18 protein-coding genes are annotated in these 22,159 nt (G+C 67.4%); 4 read left to right on the top strand and 14 right to left on the bottom strand.

Features of this window, described 5'->3' with window-relative positions; genetic code table 11:
- Positions 1–55: 55 nt before the first annotated feature.
- Both QQ657_RS09025 and QQ657_RS09020 read right to left on the bottom strand, forming a co-directional pair.
- Complete coding sequence (locus QQ657_RS09025) at positions 56–595, bottom strand: hypothetical protein (protein WP_284741652.1); 540 nt, start codon at positions 593–595, stop codon at positions 56–58.
- A 91-nt stretch (positions 596–686) separates the two neighbouring features.
- The gene (locus QQ657_RS09020) at positions 687–1,571 is read right to left on the bottom strand and encodes a hypothetical protein (protein WP_284741651.1); all 885 of its coding nucleotides are present in this window, start codon (positions 1,569–1,571) and stop codon (positions 687–689) included.
- A gap of 233 nt (positions 1,572–1,804) precedes the next feature.
- Here QQ657_RS09020 and QQ657_RS09015 point away from each other — a divergent pair, with 233 nt between their 5' ends.
- On the top strand, positions 1,805–2,362 hold the full coding sequence (locus QQ657_RS09015) for an AAA family ATPase (protein ID WP_284741650.1): 558 nt from the start codon (positions 1,805–1,807) through the stop codon (positions 2,360–2,362).
- 191 nt (positions 2,363–2,553) lie between these two features.
- On the opposite strand, the gene QQ657_RS09010 is transcribed toward QQ657_RS09015, so the two are convergent.
- Entirely contained in the window at positions 2,554–3,837 is a 1,284-nt protein-coding gene (locus QQ657_RS09010) for a GGDEF domain-containing protein (protein ID WP_284741649.1), read from the bottom strand.
- A gap of 383 nt (positions 3,838–4,220) precedes the next feature.
- Entirely contained in the window at positions 4,221–5,492 is a 1,272-nt protein-coding gene (locus tag QQ657_RS09005; RefSeq protein ID WP_284741648.1) for an MFS transporter, read from the bottom strand.
- A 188-nt stretch (positions 5,493–5,680) separates the two neighbouring features.
- Here QQ657_RS09005 and QQ657_RS09000 point away from each other — a divergent pair, with 188 nt between their 5' ends.
- Complete coding sequence (locus tag QQ657_RS09000; protein WP_284741647.1) at positions 5,681–6,076, top strand: hypothetical protein; 396 nt, start codon at positions 5,681–5,683, stop codon at positions 6,074–6,076.
- Positions 6,077–6,167: 91 nt separating this feature from the next.
- Here QQ657_RS09000 and QQ657_RS08995 read toward each other — a convergent pair whose 3' ends face one another.
- From QQ657_RS08995 to QQ657_RS08975, 5 genes are all read right to left on the bottom strand, one after another.
- Positions 6,168–7,397 (bottom strand): ATP-binding protein, encoded by a 1,230-nt coding sequence (locus QQ657_RS08995; protein ID WP_284741646.1) that lies wholly within the window; start codon positions 7,395–7,397, stop codon positions 6,168–6,170.
- A gap of 67 nt (positions 7,398–7,464) precedes the next feature.
- Positions 7,465–7,653, bottom strand: coding sequence for a hypothetical protein (locus QQ657_RS08990; RefSeq protein WP_284741645.1), 189 nt, complete (start codon positions 7,651–7,653; stop codon positions 7,465–7,467).
- Positions 7,654–7,742: 89 nt separating this feature from the next.
- Positions 7,743–8,357, bottom strand: coding sequence for a hypothetical protein (locus QQ657_RS08985; protein WP_284741644.1), 615 nt, complete (start codon positions 8,355–8,357; stop codon positions 7,743–7,745).
- A 44-nt stretch (positions 8,358–8,401) separates the two neighbouring features.
- Complete coding sequence (locus QQ657_RS08980) at positions 8,402–10,681, bottom strand: dihydrolipoamide acetyltransferase family protein (RefSeq protein ID WP_284741643.1); 2,280 nt, start codon at positions 10,679–10,681, stop codon at positions 8,402–8,404.
- Between the two features lie 126 nt (positions 10,682–10,807).
- Complete coding sequence (locus tag QQ657_RS08975; RefSeq protein ID WP_284741642.1) at positions 10,808–11,110, bottom strand: hypothetical protein; 303 nt, start codon at positions 11,108–11,110, stop codon at positions 10,808–10,810.
- A gap of 664 nt (positions 11,111–11,774) precedes the next feature.
- On the opposite strand from QQ657_RS08975, the gene QQ657_RS08970 reads away from it, so the two are divergent.
- Positions 11,775–11,942 carry a hypothetical protein gene (locus QQ657_RS08970; protein WP_284741641.1) on the top strand — a complete coding sequence of 56 codons (168 nt, stop codon included), beginning with the start codon at positions 11,775–11,777 and terminating at the stop codon, positions 11,940–11,942.
- A 691-nt stretch (positions 11,943–12,633) separates the two neighbouring features.
- On the opposite strand, the gene QQ657_RS08965 is transcribed toward QQ657_RS08970, so the two are convergent.
- Positions 12,634–13,572 (bottom strand): hypothetical protein, encoded by a 939-nt coding sequence (locus QQ657_RS08965; protein ID WP_284741640.1) that lies wholly within the window; start codon positions 13,570–13,572, stop codon positions 12,634–12,636.
- 349 nt (positions 13,573–13,921) lie between these two features.
- Here QQ657_RS08965 and QQ657_RS08960 point away from each other — a divergent pair, with 349 nt between their 5' ends.
- Complete coding sequence (locus QQ657_RS08960) at positions 13,922–15,016, top strand: hypothetical protein (protein ID WP_284741639.1); 1,095 nt, start codon at positions 13,922–13,924, stop codon at positions 15,014–15,016.
- Positions 15,017–15,573: 557 nt separating this feature from the next.
- Here the strand turns inward: QQ657_RS08960 and QQ657_RS08955 are convergent.
- The 4 genes from QQ657_RS08955 to QQ657_RS08940 form a co-directional block, all read right to left on the bottom strand.
- Positions 15,574–17,628 carry a helix-turn-helix domain-containing protein gene (locus QQ657_RS08955; RefSeq protein WP_284741638.1) on the bottom strand — a complete coding sequence of 685 codons (2,055 nt, stop codon included), beginning with the start codon at positions 17,626–17,628 and terminating at the stop codon, positions 15,574–15,576.
- A gap of 461 nt (positions 17,629–18,089) precedes the next feature.
- Entirely contained in the window at positions 18,090–18,368 is a 279-nt protein-coding gene (locus tag QQ657_RS08950; protein WP_091628532.1) for a type II toxin-antitoxin system Phd/YefM family antitoxin, read from the bottom strand.
- A 585-nt stretch (positions 18,369–18,953) separates the two neighbouring features.
- Positions 18,954–20,030 carry a ParA family protein gene (locus QQ657_RS08945; RefSeq protein WP_091628530.1) on the bottom strand — a complete coding sequence of 359 codons (1,077 nt, stop codon included), beginning with the start codon at positions 20,028–20,030 and terminating at the stop codon, positions 18,954–18,956.
- A gap of 60 nt (positions 20,031–20,090) precedes the next feature.
- Positions 20,091–21,635: a ParB/RepB/Spo0J family partition protein gene (locus QQ657_RS08940; protein ID WP_284741637.1), complete on the bottom strand. Its 1,545-nt coding sequence runs from the start codon at positions 21,633–21,635 to the stop codon at positions 20,091–20,093.
- Between the last annotated feature and the right edge of the window lie 524 nt (positions 21,636–22,159).

The raw sequence follows: 22,159 nt of genomic DNA, 5'->3' as shown, positions 1-22,159 counted from the left end.
CGGCCAGGAACTCGGCCTGGATGTTCGTCTGCGGCAGCGCGAACGCGTCGGAGTGTCAGGTTCCGATCCACGTCGAGACGCTGGCGATCGCCTCGTCCATCTGGGCTTCGTAGGCTTTCCGGGCCTCTTTCTCGGCTTCGCGGCGTTGCCGACGCAGGGTCGCTTTCGTGAGGCCGGCGCCCTCTGCGCGTGCGAGTGCGGTCCCCACGTGCGCGCAGAGGCTCGTCAGCGCCGCCCAGTCCGGCCCTCGTTGGTGCAGCAGCGCGGTGATCTCCCTGTCGTCGTCGTGGCCGAGCTCGTCGGCCGAGGACGGGCCGAATTCCGCGGCACAGGCCCGTTCGAGCTCGGCGGCATCGCCGAGCATCGTGGCCAGCGCGGCCAGCGACAACGTCTCCAAGCTGTCCGGATGTGAGGCGGGCGGGCCGCCGGCTTGGGCCTCGAGGACGCGTACACAGCGTCCGATCAGGACTGTCACTTTGCGTTCGGTGCCGTCGGGCTGGCTCGCCCAGGTGCCCTCGTCGTGGTCGATGTGCCAGAGCGTCAGCAGTTCGCCCCAGGCGAGGGCTGCGGTCCACGGGGTCCACTCGCGTGACATCACTGGATCCTTTCTGCGTCATGGCTTGGTGTGATCCGGTGGCGCTTCACCATGATGCTGTACGCGGTCGCTGTTCCTGGTTCGACGCCCGTCAAGCCTCCGTTGCGAGAAGTCGGGTGCCGGCCACCAGATGCTCCTCAGCGGCTGGGGAGCGGTCACCGGTTTGGAGGTGGATTCCGGCGCTCGTCAGGCGGGACAACACCGTCTCGGCAAGGCGGTGCATCCGTGCCGGCTTCTCACGCGCGGTGCCCTCCGGGTCTGCTGATTCGTTCCGGTGCGGCGAGGCGTTCTCCTCGGCGCCGGGGCGGTCGGGGTTGAGCAGCCGGAGATAGACCTGGCCGCTGGCCTCGAGGTCGATCTGGACGGGGCCACAGAAGTACGGCCCGAGGTACTCCTCCCCCGGCTCGGGGTAGTAGCCGTCCGGCGCCGCCCAACGCAGAGACTCGGGAAGGGCGTCCCGGATCGCCTCCACGAGGTCGTGCCCGGCGAGGAAGCCCAGCACCAAGCGACGGGCCCATGCGCCCTCGACGTTGCGAGCGATCATGTTGCGCCCCAGGCGATCCACAGTCGCCGCTCTGATAATTTCGTTGCGCACGCGGGTCCGCGCATCCTCAACCTCGCGTTTAGCGGCGTCGACGTCGATGGTGGACACCCGCAAGCGTCCGGCCGCGAGCTGATCAGCCGTTGCTTCCAGCACAACGGCAGGATCACCCTCGGCACCCACGTCGTCCCACACCACGATGCGCGCACCGGTCATCCCCCGGCCCTGGCCGAACGCGGCCAAGCCGGCGAGCGCCTCGTCCAGCTCGTCCTTGGCGGCGTCTGCGGGTTCACGGTGGATGCCGATCATCTCCATGGTGTCGACGATGTCGCCGTAGAGCGGCTCGTCGGCGCCGAGCAGGTAGCGCGTGATCGGCACCCAGCCGTCGTGATCGCGCATCTTCACTTCAAATCGCCAGGTCAGATCGTCGGCCATACCCGTCCCTCCAGAGTGGTTCACCAGTGTACCGGTTCACTGGTGAACCACCCGGTTGTGGCGGGTCTCCTTCGAGTGGAAATGGGGCGCCGAGTGTGCGTGCTCCCGGCATCGCCGTGGACGAGTGCGCGCAGGTCGTCGCGCACGTTTCTCGATGCCGGTCGTATCGGGCAGTTGTCGTGCGCGACATAAGCGCGACATCACCGCGGACGAGCGGCGCCATGATGAGGATCATGACGAGGTACCCGGTACGCGCCGACGTCCGGCTCAACAACCCGACGCTGGAGAGCCTGCTGAGCGGGCCTGTCGTGGTGCTGATGGTCGGCCCGGCCGGGGGCGGGAAGAGCACGGTGGCGCGCGAGCTAACTGCCCAGCGCCCCCATCTGGAGATCGTGTCCTACGACCGCGAACAAGCCGACGGCCGAATCGTCGGCGCGGCGGCGGTGGCCCGCGCCCACGGCCGACTCCGGCAATGCTGCGCCGGCGGGCGCGGTGCCGTCGTCGACGGCACCCACCGCCAGCCCGAGCGCCGCGCCGCGGTCCAGCGGATTGCCGTCGCGCACCAGCTGCCCACGATCGCCCTGGTAGTCCTGCCCAGCCTGACGCGGTGCCTCGAGCAGCAACTGCTGCGGTCCCGGGTCGTGCCGGAAAGCGACGTGCGCGCCCAGCACGCCGCAGTGACCGAACAACTGCCGAGTTTGCCCGCCGAAGGCTACGAACTCGTCGCAGTACTCGACCCCGGCCACGCGGTGCCCCCCGAATATCCCGAAGAGTTCGGCAACACCGTGTAATTCCGTTTCCCGGCCGAGCACGAAGCAGGAGCCCAGCTCTCGCTCGAGGACCTCATCGCCGCCGAGCACAAGACGCTGCCTGAGGATCTCATCCGGCGTTGCAGGAACTACTCGAGGACAGTCTGGCCCGCTACGTCGAGGTCGGCGCGAACATCGCACTGCCTCGTAGCCGCCCTGCGCCACCCAACCGGTTACGGCTGCTCGGCCGGTCTGTTGTGCGGTTCCGAGTGGTCGTCGGCCGTCCGCAGATCGAGGCCGTCGGGCAGCTTGACGCGGTTGCGGCCCTCGTCTTTGGCGGCGTAGAGGTTCGAGTCCGCGGCAAGGACCATGTCGTCGACGGTACTTAGCCCGGCGGACGGCCACAGGGCGCCGCCGATGGAGACGGTCAAATCGGTGACTGATGTCGGGCCGTGATCAGTGGTGATGGGGATGACCAAGACGTGGATGCGGCGGCGGATTCGTTCGGCAATAGCGCCGAGTTCGCGGCCGTCGACGCCCGGCAGCAAGACGATGAACTCTTCGCCGCCCCAGCGTCCGGCGGCGTCATCGTGACGCACCTCTGACTCAATCGCATGAGCGACAACTCGCAGAACATCGTCGCCTGCCGGGTGTCCGTAGGTGTCGTTGATTTTCTTGAACAGGTCGAGGTCGATCATCAGCACGGCGAGCGACACGTTGTCGATTCGAGCGCGGTCCAGGGTGCGCTCAGCGATTTGGTGCCACCAGTCTGCGGAGTGCAGCCCGGTTTTATCGTCGGTACGTGACGAGGTGCGGTACTGGGCGAGCAGGACGCCGCGGTGCAGGGCGAGCAGGCCGATGACGATGCCGGCGAGCAGCCACGGGTTGAACTTGAGCAGGCCCGCGGCGCCGAGGCCGAGGCCGAGCGCGCCGGCTTCGATGATCTGCTCGCCGAACTCGCCGATGACCTGCCCGGCGCGCATGCCGGGCGAGGAGATGAGGATCGCGCCGACGACGAGGGCGTAGTTGACGAACCAGCGCACGATCGCGGCGACCAGGATGATCGCGAGCCCGCCGAGTCCTGCGGGCACACCGGGGTGCGGTGCGGGGCCAATGAGCAGGACGAGGGCGGCGGCTTGGGTTGCCAGCAGGACGGTGGCGTCGCTGAATACCCAGCGGTAGAGCGGGCGGCGGCCGCGCCAGACCCGCAGCCAGGCGATGGTGTGGGTGAAGACGATCAATCCGCTGGCCACGGCCGGGGGCAGCACGATCACTGCGGCGAAGTCCCAGAGCGTCAGGCTGTCGACGAACGGCCCGACGCCGGAGGTGAGCTTGCGGGCACGTTCGATGCTGCGGGAGAGCTCGATGTGCGCGATCGCGCATATCCCGAGGATGATGGCTGCCACGCCATCGGCGCGGGTCACCGGTAGCACCGGGACCATGGCACCGGTGGTGGCTACTGCGAGGATGTCGACGGCGAGGACGTAGGTCAGGACGTGGCGAGGCAACGACCACACTGCCCAGGACCTGGCCCATCGCCACGGCCTACCGACCAGCGAAGACACCGGCCGTCACCCCCAGCAATGATCACGTCCACACATCACAGTTGGGCAGCGTAACGCTGCGGGTGCGGGTCGTGACAGCCTGCTGACGCATCATCATGAAAACCACCCGGATGGCCCAGCTCTCCGGCGCGGTGGCGAAGAGGAGGTGAACCTCATGCGCAACAACACCTGGCGACGCAACAACACCTGGAACTGAGCCCGGCCAGTCTCGGCAGCGTCACGTCCCCGAAGGAGGTGATTCTCGTGCGCAACAACACCTGGCGACGCAACAACACCTGGAACTGACCTCTTCCTCTCCCCACCCCTCCCGCCTCGAGCACGAACGGCCGGCACGGCTACGTGCCGGTGCTGGTCGCGCCGCGCCCCTGCCCTGTCCGGGGCAGGAGCGGCGTCGTCCTGCTCCAGGCGGCCGAGGCTGTCATCGCCGCGATCGTCCCGCCGAGGCCGGCGAGGCCGATCACGACCGCCGGGGTGATGGCCTGCGCCAGCAGGCCGCCGATCACCACGCCGACACCCTGCGCCGTCTGCATCGCCGCGACAGCCAGGCCGATCGCCTGGCCGCGGGACGCGTCGGGGACGATCTGCACGAACGTGGTGTTGGCGACCATGTCGTAGGCCGAGAAGAACCCGTTGGCCACCCACAACACGACGGTCACCGCCAGCGGCGGCGCCCACGCGGTCGGCATCAGCACCGCGCACGTTGCTACGGCCAGCGGGCCCATTAGCCGCAGACGCCGATCCGGCCGCACGCTCTTGAGCGTCAGCATGCCCAGCACCGCGCCGACGGGGTTCGCGACCAGCAGCAGCCCGACCGCGAGCGTGCCGCCGTGGATCTGCGCGGCGTAGGGGACTGCGAGGCCTTCCGGGATGACGTAGAACCCCGACACGCAAGCCAGCCCGACCAGCGCGCGCAGGCGGCGATCGCCGGTCACCAGGCTGAAGCCGGCACGCAGGGTGTGCCACCAGGCCCGCGCGCCGCGAGCCTGCGTTCCGGACGCCGGCGGCCGGTGCGGGCGGACGCCAAGAGCCAGCAGCAGCGCCGAGAGGGCGAAGGTGCCCGCGTCCACCGCCAGTGTCGTGTGTGTCCCCAGCGCGGTCACCAGCGCGGCGCCGACACCGAAGCCGGCGATGTGACCGAGCTGGTCGGTGGTGCGCATGACCGCCGTGCCGACGATGAACCGGTCACCCTCGAGCACCGCGGGCATCACCGCGCTGCGCGCGGCGGTGAACGGCGCGTAGAGCACCTGGACCACGGCCAGCAGCACCACCATCACGATGATCGGCTGGCCGGGCAGTGCCATGACCGCGACCAGCACCGCCCGCAGCACATCCGCGGTCACCATGACTGCGCGCCGGGGAAACCTGTCGGCCAGGCCGGACAGCAGCGCTCCCCCAGCCAGGTTCGGCAGGATCGTCATGGCGTAGGTGATCGCCGCCCAGGCGGGCGAACCGGTCCGATCGAACACGAGTATCGACAAAGCGACACGGGCGAGCTGGTCGCCGAGAACCGACTGCAGATGCGCCAGCCACAGGACACGGAACTCCCCGACGATGAAGACATCGCGGAAAGTGGCAGGCCGAGCAGCTCTCGGTTCGTCCTCCGTCATCTTCTCCCCCGGTCTGAACACTGCTTGGTGCTATTCAACCCCTGGCAATATAGCCACGATCGCGTCGATGACCAGGGCTTAGAGTCACAGCTCGGTTACCGAATGCTGTGCGCCGGTGGCGGCACGCATCACCGGATCCGGCGGCCCTGCGTAGGGTGGCCGCGGTGGAGGGGAACCAAAATCTGACAGTGCGCCGCGCGACCTCCTCGGTCTGCGCGGTGATCGCTGTAGTGGCCTGGGGCGTGACGTTGCTAGTGCTGGGCCGCAATCCCGCCGTTGCCGACGCGGTCCGGACCGAGCTCGGCGACGCCGGGGTGACGGGTGCCGCTGCGGTCATCACGGCCGCTGTCGGCCTGCTGCTGATCACCCTGGTGTTCCGCTGGGCCGGGTCGCGCGTGCCGACCGGTTTCGTTGCCGCGTACCTGATCGCCGACGTGGTGGTGTGGATCCTCATTGGACTGCTGTCGGTGTCTGTGGTCCGCTTCGAGACCGGCGCCGGGATCATGCTGATCAGTGGCTGGGTGTTCGCCGTCCCGTCGATTGCCGAGTTAGCACTGGCGCACCGGTCTCGCCAGGCCCGCTGAGGCGTGGGCCCTGCTCGTCGTCGACTTAAGCGCCGTCGGCCCGTGGGGCACGGACGCCCGTGGGCCGACGGCGCCGATGGGAGCTGAGGACTCAGGCGCTCGCCGAGGCGTGTTGTGGAACGACCCGGCAGCGGAAGTCGCCAGGAGCGATCTCCGGCGGCAACTCGAGTGTGACGTGGCATCCGGGGCGGTAGCGCTGCTCGAACCACGCGCGAACTTCGCGCAGCAGCCGGTCGAGTTCCCGGCTGCGATCAGCGGTTTCGACGTTCTCCGGCCAGGTGAGTGCCGGCAGGTCGACGATCCGGGTGGTGGTGCGCCGCTGCTCGAAGTGATCCAGCAGCAGCGCCGGCACGCGCGCCCGATCCGGGACGGTGATCACGGCGCGCACGTTCCATTGCAGCCCGTACTCCAGGAGGACCTGCAGGTCTTCGACCGTCTTGGCGGGCCAGTCGGTCATGGTGTTCTCGTCGAACGCGCCGTCGATGAGGACCAGGATCGTGGTGTCGTCGGCCTCGGTGCCGGCGTTGCGGCCTTGCCGGTCGCCGCGGTCGATCACGACCGCCGCGGCCTGCTTGATCAGCACGAACAGTTCAGCGTGCGCGGTGTCCAGGTGTGCGGTGACATCGCGAAGGCGGTCGGGGCGCGCGGTGTGCGCCCACAGCAGGCCGCTGGGCAGCGCGGCAAGCTCGGACTGCAGCGTGTGGGTCAGTAGCATGCCCGCCTCGCCGATGATGAGAGTGTGGCGGCCTCGGCCCGCCTGGCCGACGACCGCCAGCGCCTCCGACAGCGCGGCCCTGTCCAGGGCAGCGCTGGGCGCGGCCGGTTCCGGAGGGCTGGTGACGCCGCGGCTTCGGCTCGGCAGTGGGGTCCGCAGGAGGACGGCGGTCTCTTCCAGCGCGGCGTGCACCATCTTCGGGAAGTCTTCGCTGTTCTGGGTGGCGATTAGGACCCGCAGGCCGGTGTCGCCGGTCGCCCCCAGGGTGGTCACGAGGTTCGCGATCTGGTCCACAGTGAGGTCGGGGTCCGGGTCGTCGAGCACGACGAGCAGGTTGCCGTCGGGTTCGGTCACGGCCATGCGGGCGGCGTTGAGGAGGAAGTCCAGGCTGGGTGTGCACCAGCTTCCCTCTCCTGTGTCGCCGGGCACCTGCACCGGCAGGCCTGTCGCGGCGAGGTTGCTCAGCCACCGGCTCGGGGTGAAGGCGTACACGCGGCCGTCGTGGGCGAGCTGGTCGCCGATCATCTGCTGGACGGTCGTCGTCTTGCCGGAGGCGCTGGGGCCTTGCAAGACGATGTGCGGCTGCGGGCCGGTCGGTGTGGTCACCGGGTTTCTCCTTGGGATCGTGGGATTCCGGACGGGGTGGGTGCGCTGGCGCTGGTGACGGTGCTGATCAGCCGGTGCGGCGCCGCGGCGGGCTCAGTAATCCACCGCCGTCGTCGGGTATTTCGCCGCGCGCGTCGGGGACGATCCCGAGCCAGCCCGCGCCGAGGTCGTCGAGCTTCTCGGTGCCACACACCCACAGCACGACGTCGCGGCAACGGGGGATGTAGGTCGCATCGGGACGATCGACAGTGGTCACAACCGAGTCCTCTCCTCGGTACGGCGGGGCCCCGTCTCCGGGGCATCCGGTGGTCGCGGATGCTCCGGACACGGTGGTGCTGCAGGGATTCACCGCTGCGCCGCGAGGACCGTGTCCTCGGCGTCGCCGGTGTCCTGCCGCGCGAACAGCGGGACCGTGCCGTCGGGCGCGACCGGCAGTGGCGCCTCCTGGGCCTCCTGCTGCAGCTGCGGCAGGAGCTGTCGCTTCTCGGCGAGCAACCGCTGTACGTCGCCTGCGGCGTCATCGCGGTCGTCGGCGGAGTCGCGCTTGAACTGGATTCGCACGTACAGGCGCAACCCGCCACCACCGGCGGCGAGCGCTCCGATCAGCGTGATCGGCCACACCCATCCGCCGAACAGGCCAGCCAGCGCGAGCGTCAGCCCTGCCAGGGTCAGTAGCCCCAGCAGGAAAAGCCGGCCCACACCGACCGAGGCCTCGTCTCGGCGCGCGTCGGCGAAGTCGTCGCGGGCCTGCTTCAGCTCGTCGTCGATCTCACGCAGCCGGGGCACGTTCTCCTGGAACCGCAGCAGTGTCCCGGTGAGCGCGTTGACCCGCCGATCAAACAGGCGCCGGTAATCCGGGTTGGTGGCGTGAGACTCCCGAAGTCCCTTGTTCTTCAGGATTTCCTGCGTCAGGTCGTCATCGAGACGGTCGTACACATCACGCTGGCGGTGCTCGATCATGGCTTTCTCCCATCGGTGGTGAGGGGCTGGGTTCAGTGGCGCGGTCATGCGGTTTCGCGGCTGTCGTGGCGATCCGGGGTTGCGTACAGCCCGGTGTCGACCTTGATCAGCAGTCCGGCGTCCACGAGCTTGGCCAGCCCGTTCTGGAAGCTGGGCTCTGACGTCACCGGGTCACCGTCCGCGCGCAGCGCGGCGAGGATCACCGCACGGCGCACGGGCTGTGTATCGGCGTCGGCCACGATCTCGACGATCCGATCGGCTCGCGTCTTCGGCGCCAGCTGCGGCGTGTACTGCGGCGCCGGGCTCGGCGTCGCTGCCGCGGTCCCGGTCTGCGCCTGCAGGAACGCGTCGAAGGATCCGTACTGCTGCTCGACTTCGGCCACGGTTGTGGCGAATCCGGCTTGTTCGGCCGCGCTCATCTTGGTCAGGTCGACTCCGGCCATCTGGGCGAGCCGGGCGACCGCCTCCGGGGAGGCTTCGACCGCCACCGCCACCGCCAGCCCGCCGCCGGCCCCGCCGGTCAACGGCTCCGTCGGCCGGGCCGGGGCGGCTGGGGTCGTGGGCTTCAGCGGTTCGCTCGGTCCGACCGCTCGCGCCGGGGCGATGCACGGAGCACCGGTCAGGTACGCCTGGAACGCCGGGGTGTAGCGGGTGTGGCGTGCGGCGTACTTCGGTCCGGCGGCAGCCGCCGAGCCCGCGTCGAGACGGCGCACGAAATTCCGCCGGGCCCAGGCGACGTCCGACAGAGTGAGTCCACTGTGGAGCTTGTCCTTGGTGGGGTCGACCTCCTGAATGTAGGGAGCCTTGACCAGCTGCGGGTAGTTGCCGTCGCCGTCGTCGAGCCAGAACTCGCCCTTGTGCCGGGGGACTTCCAGCTTGTAGTCACCCATCAGCCGCCCGATGGTGGCCAGGTCCTTGATCCGGAACGCGGTGGTGAACCCCGCCTGAGCCTGCAGGTCGCCACCCTGGTCGCCGAGCTGATCGTTGGTGTCGCGCTGCGTGGCGTAGTGCAGGAAAACCTCTCCCGAACCGGCGCCCTGGCCGATCATCGCGCCCATCTGCGCGGCGTAGTAGCTCTGTCCGTTGTAGACACCACGCACGCTCTTGTTTCGCAGCGCGAACGACGCCTCGTCCATCAGCACGATCACGGTCGGCCAGGCGGTGCGCTGCGACAGCGGCTGCGACTGGCGGTACCGCGCCACGCCCATCGCCGCGCACAGCATGTCCACCGTGTCCTGCGGGCCGTTGGCGACCCAGTCGAACGGCAGGTCGAAGTCGGTCCCCAGGTAGATCTCCAGCCAACCCATGACCAGGTCGTAGAGCTTCTCCGTGCCGCACACCCACAGCACGGCATCGCGGCAGCGGGTGATGTAGGCGATCAGGGTGTTGATCAGTGACGACTTTCCCGACCGCGTCTGTCCGATGTGCTGGCCGTGCTGGCGCAGGGGAAGGAAAACCGGCTCGGTGTCCAGGCCGAATCCGACCCGCGCGGGGTCGCGCAGCGAAGCCCACTCCAGGCAGTCCTCGTACGGGTACAGCCGGCCGGTGACGTCCTGGGTTACCACGGAAATCGAGTAGGCGCCGGCGGCGGGCTCCTTGCGGATGTTCACCCACTTCGACTGCAAGGGCATGCGCATCACGTGGGCAAGCGCGATCGCGATCGGCTCGGCCGCCGACGTGGGCAGCGACGCCTTGCTCGTGTCGCTGCCCGCGAGGGCGAGCCGCTCTGGAGGCACCTGCACCTGGAACTTCGCGCCGAAGTCGTGAATCGGCTTGTATCCCTGCTGTGCCAGCCATCCGAACCCGGCTTCGGTCAGCGCGCGTTTGAACAGCAGCTGTGTGTGATCGAGCTGGAGGTCGGCCCGCTCGAGCACGGTCACCGCTGAGCCGGCGGTGCGCACAACCTCGTGCGACACAGCTGTAACGCCCGACGGCGCAGCTGCTCCCACCGAGTTCTCCGGCTTGGGTTCGGACTCCGGCTTCACTTTCGGCTGCAGCCGGAACCAGTAGTACTCCAGTGCTGCTGCGACGCCCGTCTCCACGAGCATCGTCGCGGCCAGGCCCATCAACCAGACCGCCCACCACCGGATCCCGATCAGCTGCAGGACGAGCACAGCCGCAACGAACACCGTGGCACCCGCGGCGATGAAGCGCGTGGCGAGCACCTTGACCTTGTACGACCATCCCCGGGTCAGGCGGGATCCGTGCACCAGACGGTCCGCGATCAGCACGCACACAGCCGCGAACACGGCTGTGATCGCGACGGCGGCCAGCGGCGGCGCTTCGAAGATGGCCGGCAGCATCCCGAACGCCAGCGTCAACACGCCTGCGCCACACGTGAAGACAACTTTGTACGGGAGCACGGGTTTCTACCTCCAATCGATGTATCAGGGCGCCGCGACCGCGAGGAGTCAGCTCGCGGCCGCGGCCCCGCTCGAGGACCATGGGGTTTAGCTGGCCTTGCCGCGGCTCACGGCCCCGAGGGCGTCGTAGCCCGCGGCCATGCCGGTGCGCAGGTCCGCGGTCTCACCCGCGGCGGTGGCCTCCTGCGAGAAGCGCTGCTGTGCCTCGGCCATGTCCGGCTTGTCGGAGAGAAGACCGGCCTGCAGCCGCAGGTTCCGCTCCTTCTCGGTGAACTGGGTCGCCGACGACCGCGCGTTGTCCGCGGCGTCGCCGAACGCGGACGCTGTCGTCGTGTGGGTCGACGGGTCTTCCTGGGCGGCCAATCCGGTCGTTCCGATGTCGGTCTCCATCGCACTGCTCCTTCCATCTGTTCCGGTCGCGACTGCGGGTTGCGGTCGCGGTGGTGCTGGTGTGGCGGGGTGTCCCTGGTCGTCGAAGTCGGCTTCCTCAACCGGCTTCGGGGCCGCCTTTGGCTTCGGTGCCTCGGGCGGCTGCTCCGAGGCTGGCGTGTCCTTCGGCGCCGAGGCCGGCTTCTCCTTGCCGGTGCGCGATTTCCGTCGCGAGCTCTCATCAGCGGGGTTGAGCGGCGGATTGGAGAATCCGGCGTCGTCGAACGGAAAGTCCTTGTCGCGCGCCGAGTTGCCCCGGCGGCGCCGCCGACGGCGACGGGTGCGGTTGCCTTTGTCCGGGTCCGGTTTGGCTTCACTGTCCGAGCCGGACTTGTCTGGTTGCGGTTTTGCGCCCTCGGCTTCCTTGCTCCGCTTGCGACGCCACCATCGGCGGCGTCGGCGTCCTGTCTGATCAGCGGTGTCGTCCTTTTTGGTCTCCGGGTTCGTGTTCGTGTCCTGACCGGGTTTCCCGCGGCCCCGTCGACGTCGGCGTCGTCCACGCGAACGATCGCCGGCGTCCTCGGCCGCGGCTCCCTTGCCGCGCCCGCGGAACGGCCACAGGTGACGGCGTCCCGTGTTCTTGTTGCCCGAGCCGGACTTGCCGCGTCCCCCGGATCCACGTCCGGTGCCGGACGTCGAGGCGGTCCCGGATCCCTTGCGCCCGCCGGACGTGGCCTTGCGGCCGGCCGCCGAGCGTCCTCGTCCCGCTCCGCTGCTCCCGGCGGCGCCGCCGGAACTGCGCCGTCCGAACCTGCGCCGTCCGGTGCCACCGGTCGCGGCGCCGCTGGCCTGACGTCGCCCGGCCCGTCCGGTCGTTGATGCGGGTGTCGCGGACGCTCGTGCGGCACGCGCACGCGCCGGGGTCAACCTGCTCATCAACGACCGGCGTCCCGTGCCAGCACCAGCGGCCCTGCCTGGTCCTGGCCGCCGCGCGCTGCCACCGCCTCGGCCGGTCAGGCCGCGGCCGCCGGACCCGCTGCTCCCGCGTGGAGCCGCGCCGGACCGGGACCGCGACAGCGGTCCCCGGCCCCGCCCGATGGCCCGGGGCGAGGGCGACGATGTCCGGGCGCCGGATCCCTTGCGGTTGCGCATCATCCGGTGCGCAACCAGCCCGGCGCCGCCAACCGCCGCGGTTCCGCCGAACACGCCGAGCGCGAGAAGCGGGGATACCGCCCACATCGCGCCGCCTGCCACGAGCGCCACAACGGGAGCCGACCAGCCGAGCAACCTTGAGGCCGAGATTCCCTGCGACGCAGTCGTGGTCTCGGCCTTGCCGTCCCTGCCCTTCTCCGCCGCCGTCGTTGCCGAAGTGGTCGTGGCCTCCGGCTCCTGTGCCAATGCCGAGTCGTCTTCGGCCGGGAGCGGGGTGCTCTCGAACACGTTGCGGGCCAACGGTGTTGCACTGTCCGTGGTGGACTCGTCTGTGACGTCGGTGGTTTCGGTGGTCATCTGGTTCACCTCCTGGGTTGGCCGGTCGTTGCTGATCAGAGAAGTTCGGTGCGGCCGTTGAGGCAGCGGTGGACCCGCTGGACCATCCCGGTGCCGACCTTCATGCCGTGCTCGCGGTAGGTCCGCTCAAGTTCTTTCCTGCCGGGACTGACTGGCAGGACACCGTCTGCGATCCACTGCCGGGCGACTTCGAGCTTGTCCCGCAGGTGCGGATCCGCGGGCAGCAGGCCGCCGTGGTCGAGGTAGCCGAAGTACGCCCACATCCGCGGCACGCAGGTCACGATCAGCACCGCAAGCAGTGGCCACACCCCGTGGCTGACGAGTTCGACGAAGTCGAACCTGTCGGCCACGAACGGCAGGTGGTGCCAGGTGTTGAGCACGAAGGTGGTTGCCAGCAACGCTTTTTCGGTTCGCTTGACCGCTGGATCGTCGACGTGCACGCCACGGGTGGCCATGAACGCCTGGAAGGCGAACAGCGACAGCATCAGCAGGGCGATGGCCGGCTCGACTGTCCAGGCGAACCACCACTTGCCGCTGCCCTCGGGAGCGCCACCGGCGACGGTGTCGTGCACGTTCGCCGTGGACACGAACAGGCTCAGCACCAGGCCCGCGCCGGCGGCGTAGGTGATGGCGGTGCGCCAGCGCGCGGTCGACAGTGCACGACGGTTGGTGTCGTGCAGCAGCCTCTGCAGCTTCGCCGCCTCGGCGGCCTTGGAACGCTCGGTCAGGACGCGGGGCGTGTCCGCCTCGGTCCAGTTCCGGTCGTCCATGAAGGTGCTGATCGCGGTGTGCTCGGCAAGCTTCTTGCGCAGCTTGCGCACGCGCCTGGTCTCGCCCGTGGGCGGGGCCGGCGACCGGCGGAAGAACCTCTGCCGAGGCAGCTGCAGGTCGGCATCCAGGTCCGTGGCTTCCGGACGCGGGTGCCCGTTGATGCGCGGCGGAACGACCTCCGGCTCAGCGAACAACGTCGTCATGGGTAGTGCTCCTCCGCACGGTCGGGCAACTCGGCAGGTCTCGGGGCCGCGCTGGCGCTCCCAGCAGCTCTGGCCGCGGCGTGCGAGCGATGCCCGCGGCGGGTGAAATCGTGTTTTCGCTGATCACGGCCCCTCCCTCCAATCAGTTACGTCTCTACAGTAACGTTACTGTTGCCACGTTACGTGAAGCTCTCGCTCCTGATCAAGAGGGTTCCCAGTCACACCGACCGCCCCGGACGCACTTGGGCCAGGTCGGCGACGCCGCAGGTAGCAGGCCCGAAACGGCCTCTGATCAGCGGCTTCTCATCGATCAGAAGCGTCGCTTCCTGTTGTCAGACCAGGAGTTCCGATGTCACCTGCAGCACCACCCGCCGACGACGCACGTCGCCCGCTGCCCGCTCCCCCGCTGGCGCTCCATCTCGTGGGCTCGGTCCCGCCCGCGGTCGGCGGCGATCCGGACCGCGCGATGAGCTGGCTGCTCGACCACAGCGCGGGCGCGACGCTCACAGCGCTGCCGTTCGAGCCCGACTCGCGCTGGATCATCGACTGGCTTGATCAGCTGGTTCACGTCGACGCCCTCGAGCAGGTCCGACCCGGTGCCAGCCGCGGCTACGACGACATCCCCTCGCACCGCATCCGCCCGGGCCACGAGCTCAACCCGCACGACCTCGCTCTCGGCCGTCACCAGCACACCGCCGACGCGATCGCAGCCCACGACCGGCTCGCCGCCGCCCGCCCGGTTCCCGCCCGGGTGCAGGTCAGCGTGCCGAACTCGCTGGACCGGGCGATGTTCGCGGCAGGCTCACCCGCAGCGGCGCACCAATGGATGCCGGCGATGCAGAAATCCCTGATCAGCGAAGTCGTCGACCTCGTGGACACCTGGGGCGAGCGGCTGCAGCTGCAGCTGGAAAGCCCCGCCGTCCTGGCCAGCTACCACCGCACCCCACGCGAGGAGTGGCCAGCGCTGACGACTCAGCTCGTGCACCAGGTCGCCGAAGTACTCTCGGCGGCCGGCCGGGCAAGCTGGATCCTGCACTTGTGCTACGGCGATTTGGAACACCAGCCGCTTTTCACACCGACAGATCTCGACGCCGCGGTTCTATTCCTGAACGCCCTCAACACCGCACTCATCAGCCAAGACCAGCCAATGCCCCCCGTCCACATCCCCATGTGCCACGGAAATGCGGAGCCTCCGACAGATCCGCAATTCTACCGACCGCTGAAGAACCTCCAGGATGGCATCAGCGTCATTCCTGGAATTGTCGCGGAAAACCATCCCAGCGCGACCGCTATTGCCGCCCAGATCGCCATCAGCACTCTTGGAAGCCGGGTTGTGGCGCTCGGCGCCGCGTGCGGTCTCGGCCGCCGTTCACCCTCCGCGGCCGCGGCCAACATGCACCTGGCCACCGAGCTGGTCACCACGCGGCAACTCATCACGCCGTAAATTCTGCGCCGCCGCGCACCGCCGAAACGATCACCACCCCGATGGCCCGGACGGCTCCCGTCCGGGCCATCGGCTCGTTCGACGCGGCGAGCTGTTCACCGCCATCCCCGGATTCCCCACCGCGGCCACTCCTCTCCGATCGCCTCGACGTGCCAAGCCGCCGACGCACCTCGCGCTCGATGCCGTTCCGGACGGGAACGCCGCTTCGCGCCCACAGCCGTTCCAGTCTGGAACGGCCTCCGCCCCCGGGTGCCGTTCCAGACTGGAACGGCACAACCCGGCACCCCCCTGCCACCGCCGGCCGAAGTCGATAGACCTCTGCGCGTCCGATCAGGACCGCGCAGTCGCCTGCTGACGTCCACCCCGTTTCGGGCCGACCCGCCCACCAAACCGAGGCATTCACGCTCTGTAGTTTTTGCGAGTCTTCGTGTCACTTCACTTCACCTGTTCACCTCACCTGCCCCACCCCCTCTCGCCTGCGCCTACACGCGGGCAGCCCCCTCCCGGTGGGGTGAAGTGAACAGGTGAAGTGAACCCGCTCCCGTCGACTCTGCCGATCACACGGAGTGGCCGGATCTTGCTGGCGAACTTCGCTCGAACGCCTCCATCGCCCGCAGCTCAGCTGGGAGCTCCGGGCCCAACTCGACCGCTCCAAGCATGTCTTCCAGGAGATCGAGAACCCGATCCTCAACCGTCGTCCGCGCGTAGGGATCCTCCGGCGGCTCGCGATCCAGTAGCAGTTCCCACGGCACCGGGCCCAGGGCTTCGGCAACCGTCAGGTCGTCGAAGTCATCACGCTCGGCCGGGCCGGGAACGTCCTCCGGCGCCACAAACCTGACGGTTGCCGCGTCCTGCCAGCTGGCCAGCAGCTTCTTCCACTGCTCGCGCTCGACACGGATCCGCTGCAGCGCGTCGGCATAGAGCTGGTCCGCGCCGACCGCGTGGCCAGCGTCAGCCACCGAGGTCGCGCCCACCGCGATCCCGCTGAGTTCGACCAGGCCGTGCTCGCGCAGCTGCCGTAGTGCGTCGTACACCGCGGATTTGCCCAGGCCGGAGAGCTCCACCAGCTCCGCCGCCGTGCTCTGCCGGCCGCTGCGCTCGAGCACGCTGTACACCCGCCACGGAGCTAGCCCCAGCACCGCCCACACCGGGGCCAGTGCGCCCAAGTGTTGCTTGACCTGCAAGAATTCAGTCTCAGCCGACGCGATCTGCCGCAGGTAGTACCGGCTGCCCCGGGCCGTACCCGCGCCCGACTCGATCAGCAGCACCGGCGACCCGACCGCGTCCTGCAAGTCCCTCAGCACCTCGGCGATCGTCTCGATGCCGATCAGCCCCGTCACCAGCCGAAGGCTCCGCACGGGTAGCTCCGCTACCCGCAAACGATCCGACTCCGAGTCGCTCTGCAGCAACGCCAGCCACGCAATCCCATGCAGGACAGCAGCGACGGTCAAGAACCGAGATCCCTGGTAGTTCTGCCGAGCCCACCCCTCCGCCGATTGCAGCCAGCGGTGCGTCCAGTGCGAATTTCCCCCAGTCCCCTTAGGTACCCCCCCGTGTAAAAAACTGTAAGTGTGTGCGGAATCCCGGAATTCGTGTTCTGCGGCATTTTCGGCTCTTTCGGCGAGGGCTTTCCGGACAGCTTCGGCTGCACGGTTCCACTCCTGCTCCAGGTACCTCAGTCCGCGTTTGGTGGGGCGGTTGACGTCGTCGGCCAGACCGCGGAAGGTGCCGTTCTCGACGTTCTCGCGAAGGCCGACGAAGGTCCAGCTTTGCCAGACGACGTGGAGGATCGCCGCGCGGCGAGCTTCGCTGCGGCCGGCGTAGTTGCCGAGCTCGCCGCGGGTCAGGTACTCCAGCGCAGCTGCTTTGAGCGGCCGAGGCCCTGAAGCCGAGGGCACGACCGGCTCGTCTTCGCTGTTGGTGCTGATCAGCGGGGGAGCGAAGTCGAACTGACCAAGGCCGACGTCGAGCTCGACGGCCAGGCGCTCGAGCGCGCCGCTCGACACCGGGCCGTCGAGCGCCTGGACCGCGGCCGACAGGGGCGTCACCAACTCCCGGTGACCGCCGCCCCGGCATGGTGAGGCCGGCAAGCTCAAGCAGCCTTGCTTCGGGTTGAACATCGGCGCCAGGTCGAGCTGCACACCCGGGTGCCGCTCAGCCATCCACGACTTGAACGCACGCAGCAGTGGCCCCACGATCTCCACAGGCTCAGCCCTCGCCAACCGAGCCCAAACGTGAACACCTCCCCGAGGTGACCGATCGACGATCGGCCGAAAACCGGCTCTGATCAGCAACGACGCCACATCCGCGCCTGCGGCCAAGGTCGTCTCGGAACTCGTGGACACGGGATCCAGATCGATCCCAAGCCACTGCGTGCGGCCGTCGTGGTCGAACAACAGCGCCGCGGTCGGCCGGCTCGGCAGCTTCGCCTGCAGTGGGACAGGCCACCGGCGGTACTTGCCGCTCTCGCCCATCACCTTGACCGATCGCCGGCGGTCCGGCGCCACCATTCCGGCGCTCAGCGTCTTCCAGACAACACCGGGGGAGTGGTGGCCCGTCGATCCCTTCGAGGAGCTCTGATCAGGGACAACGTCCAACAACGTCGCCGTCATCGCCCGGCCGACCCATGCTGGATGACGTCATCAACTCGCCTGAATCGCGAGTGCGGAAGGAAATTCGGAGCTTGGTTTCGCCTCCGATGATCATTTCCGCAGAGATCACAGTCGAAGTCAGATGTCTCTGACCAGCAGAAACTAGCCCACACGGGCAACACTCGGCCGCCACGCTGGAGTGACAGCCGTGCACAAGGTACACTCAACACAGCAGAGGCCCCCTTGAGGGATGCCAAAGCTGCCCGAGTGGTGACTCGGGGTTAGACAAGTTAAAAGTCCTGTTCAATTGGCCCGAGCAGACCACTCGGGTGCGTGACACGAACCAGCGGTGAACTGGGGCGTGGTTCAGCTAGGTCGGCTTCCCAACCGGCCTTGTTGGACGCAAGCGGAGACGAGGTCCAGTCGTCTCCCCACTACATCCGCCGAGGCGGCCTCTCCTAGAGGGGCCGCCTCTGTGGTGTTTACGAGGCTTCTTGTACCTCCTCTTCGGCAGGTAACTCAGCAAACATCGCCAACACCTGCACTACGTCATTCGTCTCATGTCCGCCCTTCAGGGCCTGGACGGCTTCAAGCATCTTCAGCCCGAGCTCCGCTCGGGCATACCAAGATTGCGGGACCATCACCGTGCCGGCTTTGCGGCCCCAGCGCGAGATCATGACGTGCTCACCGTCAGCCTCGACCGCATCAAGGAGCTGCGTGAGCTTTCCTCGTGCTTCCTTGGATGGAACGTGCAACGTCATACCCGAGAAGTTACAACATCTCGCCCCTCAACGCGATCACAACCCCCCTCGGCGTGTCGCTCTCAGATGCGCTAGCAGCCTCCCAGGTTCTCTCGGGTCGTTCGGACCCTCTTGGAGCCCTCTTCGCTAGCCAGTGGCGAAGCTGGGGGGTTGTACGCCGCACTAGATTCCGGATTGTCCGCAGTAGCAATGTTGCCGTCAGTGCTGTATAGTCGCGCGCGCGCGCCCGCGCGCCCGCGCGGGCGGGCGGGTGCGCGCGCGCAACGTGAGGAGAGCCTCCGGGGCTAAGTATCTCGACTGCGGGCTACTTGTTCGCATCAGCCAGGGTGGTGCCTACCCGCACAGACTGGGGGAGTGGCAGGGAGTGATGGCGAATTTCGTGGCAGGACGCTACGTCCGAGAGTTGGAAGTCAGCCACCTACACTTTCGCCGCCAGGTGGTTGCAGGCAAGCGTGGGGGAGCAGAGACATCCCAGACATCGCGATGCCGCGGCCTCTGGAATCAAGGCCGCGGCATCGCGATGTCTATCGGTGTGGTGTTGTGCGTCGATCACCACTGCGGTGATCTCTCGAAGCTGGTTGGGGCTTAGGGCGCGAATACCCCGTTCTCGAACGCCCAAGCGAGGGAGTTCCGGAAGTCGTCTGTCACCGGGTCCCTGGGCACCCACATCGGAAGCGGTTCGCGCCCGTTGTAGGCCTCGCTGACGGTGACTGCTTCACGGATCTCGACGTCAGGAACGATCTCGCCATGGCGCTTGCGGAGCCGATCAAGCATCTCCTGGCCAAATTTGCCGCGTTGGGATGACGCTTTCACTCGACAAGGCAGGATCATCGACAGACGGAGATCTGGGTTGTACTCCTGGATTGAAGTGATCGTCTCTTTCAGATGCGTGAGGTCAACGCCTGTTGTCTTGTCGTCGAGAAGGACGCAGTTGATCGCTCGCTTCAGCCTTACCAGTGCGGACATCATGGACATCGACTTGGTTCCGTGCAAGTCGTAGCCGCGGAAGTGAGGAGCCGACTGGACCTTATCCATGCGGCGGCTGAGGAGCATTCCAGCGAGCGGGTCTGAGGCGGCGAGTTCGGCTTCGTCGCGATAGAAGTCGATCTTCTCGCCTGTAACGTAGGAGGGGCCGTTGGGATAGATGTGAATCCGCTTGAGCCAGGCAATGGTGTTCGCATCGCTGCTCGGAACGACAACTCCATACCCCGGAATCCCGGACTCGTTGTACGCGCACCGGCGAATGTCATCGAGGGTGATTGCACGAGGCTCGTCTTCGCCGGGAAACTGAGCTTTGCGACGCAGCAGCGCGTCACCAAGTACAAGGGGTGCTGGGTACTTCACTCCTGGGCTGTACTCCTTGCCCAGTACCAAGAGACCATCACCTTTGTCACCGTCATCGAGCCCGTCGCTCACGCCAATCCCAAAGTGCTTGCTCGCATTGCCCTGTCCGTCGAGATCGACAACCTCGACCTCGAAGCCGAGCTGAGCAAGCAGTGCAGCGTAGGTTACGAGCGCGGTCGTTTTGCCCGCCGAGCCGGCTTCCCCAACAGTGCCGAACTCGACTGGGGCTGTAAGCGGCGTCTCCTCGATGTACCTGGCTACTGCTTGGCTGAGGCGTTCTTGAGCGGACACCTTCATCACAGAGGTGGCTTCCGTCATTTGTGGGGCCCTTTCAAGCAGGTCGGCGTTCCAGACTGGAACGCAGGAGTCGAACGGTGCTCACAGGTTCTGGAGCTTGTCTTCTTCGTAGGGCGAGAGGCTGTGGTATCCCAGTTCAACGAGCCGCGTGATGTACCTGACCACGACTGGGGGCCATGGCCGGCCGCCCAGGTAGCGCTCGTCTGCTGCTTGCGCCTCGATCGATGCGAGAGTCGCAGCCAGGGCAAGTCGACTTGCCTGAGGACGGTCGCTGGAGATTACCTCGCCCAGGTCAAACTCTGTAGCGACGGATGCCCCAGTCCACTGTGCAACCTCGCTGCGCCGAAGGACCGCCTTGTCTACGCCGCCAGCGAGAACCCCGTCGGTCAGAATCTCGATCAGCGCGTGACGTTGGTTGTCCTTGAACGTGCTGTAGTCGGCGACGATCTTCTGGCATGCCTGCTTCCGCTTAGCGGCCGAATCATGATGGGCTTGGCGGCGCTCTTGCACGATCCTTTGCTGCTCCAGATCTACTGGTGCAGGTTCTTTTTTGCCGCTCTTCGTTTTGGAGGCGCCTGCAGTCGAGTTGTCGCTCTCGATCTCGTCGCTTTCTCCCGAGTCGCTCGCCGCCTCCGACTCGGCAACGGCAGCCTTGACCGCCGGTGCGAGGTCGACGCTGAAGTACTGCAGCGCGCCATCGACGATCGCGACTCCGGCGAGGTTTTTCTCTGCCCGAGCGCTATCGATCTCTTCGTCAGTAGCTAGGCGATGCTGCCAGCCATCGTCACCCCAGTGTTCCTTCGGGTCGATTTCCGGCAGGCCGGTCTGCTGGATTTGCTCGCGAAGCGCTTTGGTTTCAGCAATCTCGCTCAGCCGTCGAACTTCTTGCTTTACTGCGGCCTTAAGGCTCGGCCGCTCATCAATGTCGCCGGTTGTGGCTGCGGTCAACGCCCTATCGCGGCTCTCGTCATCGGGAAGCTCGGCAAGGACCGTGAGTGCTCCATCCGCGGTGATCTGCCGCGTGTTCAGAAGTTCCTTGCCAAGAGGAGTGAGTTTGAGAAGCGAGATTCGACGACTCACCTGGCTTTTGCTCTTCACCGAGCCACCGACGGTGTCGACGATTTCCTGGTAGCTGAGCCCGTCGTCGTAAAGGCGCTTGAACCCCTCAGCTTCTTCAAGCTCGGTCAGCTGCAGCCGGCCTGAGTTTTCGACCAGGAAGATCTGCGCGAGAGCGCGAGCAGTCGCATACTCGTTGCGAACGATCGCCGGGATGGCTTCGAGGTCCGCCAGAGTGCTGGCCGCCCGCCGCCGGTGTCCCGCGAGGATGACGTAGTGGCCTTGCTCAGTGTCACTGTCGAGTTGTGGCGAGTTCTTGATCAGCTCTGCGCGCTCACACACGAGGATCGGTGAGATGACCCCGAACTCGCGAACACTGGGCAGGATGTCAGAGAGCCTGTCCTCGTCCAGCTCCTGCCGGTGCTTCGGGTTGATCGGGCTGTCGACGATCTCCGTCAGCTCGATGTCGATGATGCGGAACCGGTCCGGGTTCTGCTCGATTTCTTTCTCGAGGCTTCCGATCCCGAAGGACTTCAGGGCGCCCGCGCCGCCGGGCTGAGAGCCTGCCACTCCCGCAACTGGGATCGGCAGCGCGGGAATAACGGGCGGGCTAGCGACCACGGTCGTTCCGGTGCCCCTCGGCCCTTTGCTTCCCTGATTGTTACGGGGCATGTGTTGGAACCCTTCGGCTGATCGTCGTTTAACCGTCGCTGCTGAGAAGCAAGACCATGCTCGGGACTGGCGATCGTGCCGCCACGCTCTCATCGATTGCTCGCATATCGATGCCCTCAAGCAGCCCGCGAACTGAGTGAGGTCAGCATAGAGGCGGTTGGAGGTTCTCCGAGCTTCGACCCGCCGTGCCGTTCCCGTCCGGAACGACCACCGCGACCGCGCCGACCAACCGAGCAGCCGAGCAGCCGAGCAGCCGAGCACACCGTTCCCGTCCGGAACGACCACCGCGACCGCGCCGACCAACCGAGCAGCCGAGCAGCCGAGCAGCCGAGCAGCCGAGCACACCGTTCCCGTCCGGAACGACCACCGCGACCGCGCCGACCAACCGAGCAGCCGAGCAGCCGAGCAGCCGAGCACACCGT

Source organism: Amycolatopsis ponsaeliensis, assembly GCF_030182635.1.
In the GTDB taxonomy this organism is placed as follows: Bacteria; Actinomycetota; Actinomycetes; order Mycobacteriales; family Pseudonocardiaceae; genus Amycolatopsis; species Amycolatopsis ponsaeliensis.
The sequence above is the reverse complement of the archived record's forward strand: the minus strand, read 5'-3'. Positions and strand labels throughout refer to the sequence as shown.